The organism is Candidatus Margulisiibacteriota bacterium (genome assembly GCA_028706105.1).
In the GTDB taxonomy this organism is placed as follows: domain Bacteria; phylum Margulisbacteria; class Riflemargulisbacteria; order GWF2-35-9; family DYQY01; genus DYQY01.
In genome coordinates this window covers 1-4,210 of sequence record JAQWCF010000117.1, presented here as the reverse complement: position 1 = coordinate 4,210, position 4,210 = coordinate 1, and the positions used below count along the sequence as shown (strand labels likewise).

The window sequence follows — 4,210 nt, the reverse complement described above, 5'->3', positions numbered from 1 at the left end:
TGATGTATATTCTTTAAATTCCATTTTTGTTTGTCTCCTTTTTATATTTTTTTTAAACCATTTAAAATCGTATTAGAACTTTAATTCGAGTATAATGAAAGCAAATACAAAAATTTAATTATATTATGATTAAGGTGTCAAAAGCAACTAATAAATATAGTATTAGCACCTTGAAAATTTAACACAAAGCTTGAAAAATACGTGGTTTCGTGGTATAATTGATATATAAAATATACTGATGAAGAGGTACCACGATGTCATTTGTTTCTAATAAAAGCAACCAATTAAATTTTAATGATAGTGTTTTTAATCTAACAGATAGAGAAAAAAGATTTCTTGAAAAATCATGGGCAAAGCCTTTTGCCGAAAAGATATTTCCAAATATTAATGAAAAACCTTTTTCTGTACTGTATAGCGATAATGCTTCAAGACCTAACACTCCTGTTAACGTCATAATTGGATCAATGATTTTAAAAGAGATGCTTGGAGATACAGATGATGAACTTGTGGAATCTCTAATGTTTGATATTAGATATCAATATGCTCTTCATACAACAAGTTTTGAGGAACAACCATTAAGTGACAGAACATTAAGTCGCTTTAGAGAAAGATGCATTACTTACGAAACAGAAACAGGAATAGACTTGATTAAAAGTTGTATTAATAGTCTATCATCCCAAATAGCAGAATTCATGGGAATTCGTAAAGGTCTAAATCGTATGGATAGTATGATGGTAGCATCTAACATTAAAAAACTATCTCGTCTGGAACTTTTATACACATGTGTTTCAAATCTGGTAAACCTTATGAAAAGGAAAGAAGATGATATACCAGAAGAACTAAAGCATTACTGCGATGCGGATGATCAAAATAAAGTTATTTATCATATGCGTAGTGAGAACATAGATGATAAGATAAAAATAGTTCTTAAGGATGCATCGTTACTTTTACATAAATGTAAGGGTTCATATGATGAATCAAGTGAATATCAATTGTTAATTAGAGTAATCAAGGAACAAACTACAACAGCAGCAGACGGAAACCTTGAATTGAAGTCCAAAAATGATGAAACCCTTGACGCAAGTATTTTACAAAATCCATCTGACCCAGATGCTACTTTCAGATTTAAATCTGGTAAGGAACATCGTGGATATGTTGCGAACCTCATAGAAACCGTTGATGAAAACAAAAGTATAATAACAGATTATTCATATGAGCAAAATATTCACAGCGACAGTGCTTTCTTAAAAGAGTCTATTGACGGCATAGCAGGAACTGAAGAACACAAAGTAACTTTAGTTACAGACGGAGCATATGGTGGTTTAGAAAACATAGAACTTTCAAAAGAAAAACATATAAATTTAGTAACCACTAATATGCAAGGTAGAAAAGCTACCGATATTTATGCCGAATTTACATTCAGTGAAGATGGTAAAAAGGTTCTAAAATGTGCAGGAGGCCAGACTCCATTAACAAACAAGTTCAATCCTCAAACCGAACAATGCAGAATAACACTTGATAAAAACAAATGTAACCAATGCCCATATAAGGACCAATGTAATCCTAAGTTTAATAAAAAGAAGGCCTCACTCATCATTTCATGGAAAAGTGCTGAACGTGCAAAGCAACAAAGATATATGAAGAGCGAAAATTTTAAAGAACTTGCAAGATTCCGAAACGGTGTTGAATCTTTGCCATCTATCTTAAGAAGAAAATATCGGGTAGATAAAATGCCTGTAAGAGGCAAGCTTAGAACCAAGCTACATTTTGGAATCAAAGTAGCAGCATTAAACTTCCAAAAACTGTTTAACTTTACTAACAGTTCTGTTTCATGCACCTTAGAACCAGAACTATGCTAAAATAAGCAGGGGTATAAGTGTTTATTTGCATCAAATACTGCAATACAATCATCAAAAATGAATTTATATTTAATTTGTGTTAAATTTTCAAGGTACAATTTTTATATCTATTAGATTATTGTGTATTTTGACACTCTAATCATATTATATGAATACCCTAATAAAGCAAAATTAATCTTTAAATTAATTAAGGAGGAAACGAATATTCTCCCAGTAAACATCGTTTAGGTGAATTATGAGATTTAGACTGCAAAATCTGATAAAGATATGGTATAATCTGCTTAAGACAAAATTTAATGAATTATTAGATTCAAAGTTCACAGAGGTTGATATGAAAAAATATAATCATTATGAAACACTATCGGTGTTTGTCAAGTAAGTTGTCGCATTTAAGAGAAAAATATTTCATTGCCAATATTTCATTGCTTCGTTTCCGATTTGCCATTGACATGGAGCCTCTGCCTATATGGTTTTGGTACCTGAAGGCATGGAGTGTATAAAGGTACTGCCTTCTTCAGAGGCTACCATATAGGCCTCTCCATATCAATGGTTCGCTTCGCCAAATCTGCTTCATTTTGGTTATGTTGTTTTTTACCCAATAACTTTTTTTGCTTCTTCTTCACTAATAGGATTTAGTGATACATATTCAGGCAATGTCCAATTTCTAATATCTTTTGACCATCTTTCTGGATGCTTTGCTTTGGCTTCCTCATATACTTTAATACGGTTTTCCATAATCTTTTTATCTAGACCATAGTGTCTTTGATATGGGGTTATAAAATTGATTCCACTATGTAAATGGTCATGATTGTACCATTTTACAAATTTCCCCACCCATCTTCTGGCTTCTTCTAAGCTTTTAAAGCCTTTAAATGGATATTGGGGTCTATATTTCATCGTTTTAAACAGCGCCTCCGAGTATGGGTTGTCATTGCTTACTCTTGGTCTTGAAAATGAACTTTGTACTCCTAGTTTCTCTAGTGTTGCTTGAAATGTTGCTGCTTTCATGGGACTACCATTATCAGAATGTAATACTAATGGTCTGCCGGCTATTCCTTGTGATAAAGTAGCCTTTCTTACTAGGCGCTCTGCAAGTTCAGCCTTTTCTTCCTCCCAAACTTCATAAGCAACTATTAGTCTGCTGAACATGTCTATTATTAGATAAAGTTTGTAGTATTGTCCTTTGATAAATGCATTTAACCAAGTTATATCCCAAGTCCATACCTGGTTTGGAGCTGTAGCTATATGTGTTGGTGTTTCCCTTTTTACTGGTGGACTAGTTCTACCTCTGTGAGCATTCATTTTTTCTTCTTTTAAGACTTTGTAGATAGTTGCTTCTGAGGCTATATATCTACCCTCATCAGCTAATTTGGGAACTATTTGTGATGGTGCTAAATCTGCATATTCAGGCTTATTAACTGTTTCAATTATTTCTTTACGTTCTTCTTCCGTTAGTTTATTTTTAGGGGTTGGCCTTTCTACTAATGGTCTTTGATCTCTTTTTACTTCTCCTTCTTGTGTCCATCTTTGGTATGTTCGGACGCTGATATTTAGTTCGTCACAGGCTGGCTTTAATCTGCAACCATTAGCCCTAGCTTCATTGATCAGCTCTACTGCTGTCACGCGATCTGAGTCACTGATCAGTCTTCCTCGGGGTCCCCCCAAATCGCGTTTGCTTTTTTTCTTAATACTAATAGTGCAGCTGTTTCTGCTAATGCTTTCTCTTTATGTCTAAGTTCTCTTCGAAGCTCTTTGTTTAGCTCTTTTTCAGCTTTTAGGGAATCCTTTAATTCTTTAGAATCCTCAGTTGTTGATTGATTAGCTTTGAGACATTGTTCTCTCCATGTTTTTACTTCATCAACATAAATACCTTTCCTCCTACAGTATTCAGCTAGTTCTGTTTCTGTTAGACTTGATGTTTCAAGCACAACTTGGAATTTATCTTCAGAAGTCCAATTGGATTTAGATTTTAGATTAATGGAATTATTTTTTCGCTTTTTATTGTGTGTTCTGACCCATTGATATATAGTGGACTTAGATATATTTAATTCATCTGATAAAGATGTAACTGTTTCATTTTGATCTAACCTTTTGAAAACTGAATCTTTAAATTCTTTGGTATAGCTTCTATTTTTTTTAGCCATAGTTTATTCTCCTTGGATATATTGTCGTATTTCTATTATACATTATTCTTTCTATACGACAACTATCCTAACACATAGGGCTATTCAGGAAAAACAAAGATACAGGTCGTGTAATTATAGACATTGCTTTAGAAGATTATCTCGAGTTCTTTAATGAATGGGATAATTCTGCTTTTAAGAAGCGTGACATAAATTCAGAGTTAGTAC

Annotated in this window: 3 protein-coding genes; 1 reads left to right on the top strand and 2 read right to left on the bottom strand. The window is 33.1% G+C overall.

Annotated elements, in window-relative coordinates:
- The first annotated feature begins 254 nt into the window (after positions 1–254).
- Complete coding sequence (locus tag PHF25_08960) at positions 255–1,859, top strand: transposase (protein ID MDD4528138.1); 1,605 nt, start codon at positions 255–257, stop codon at positions 1,857–1,859.
- Positions 1,860–2,450: 591 nt separating this feature from the next.
- Here PHF25_08960 and PHF25_08955 read toward each other — a convergent pair.
- Together PHF25_08955 and PHF25_08950 are read right to left on the bottom strand one after the other, a co-directional pair.
- Entirely contained in the window at positions 2,451–3,482 is a 1,032-nt protein-coding gene (locus PHF25_08955) for an IS3 family transposase (GenBank protein MDD4528137.1), read from the bottom strand.
- A 17-nt stretch (positions 3,483–3,499) separates the two neighbouring features.
- The gene (locus PHF25_08950; GenBank protein MDD4528136.1) at positions 3,500–4,003 is read right to left on the bottom strand and encodes a transposase; all 504 of its coding nucleotides are present in this window, start codon (positions 4,001–4,003) and stop codon (positions 3,500–3,502) included.
- Positions 4,004–4,210: the final 207 nt, after the last annotated feature.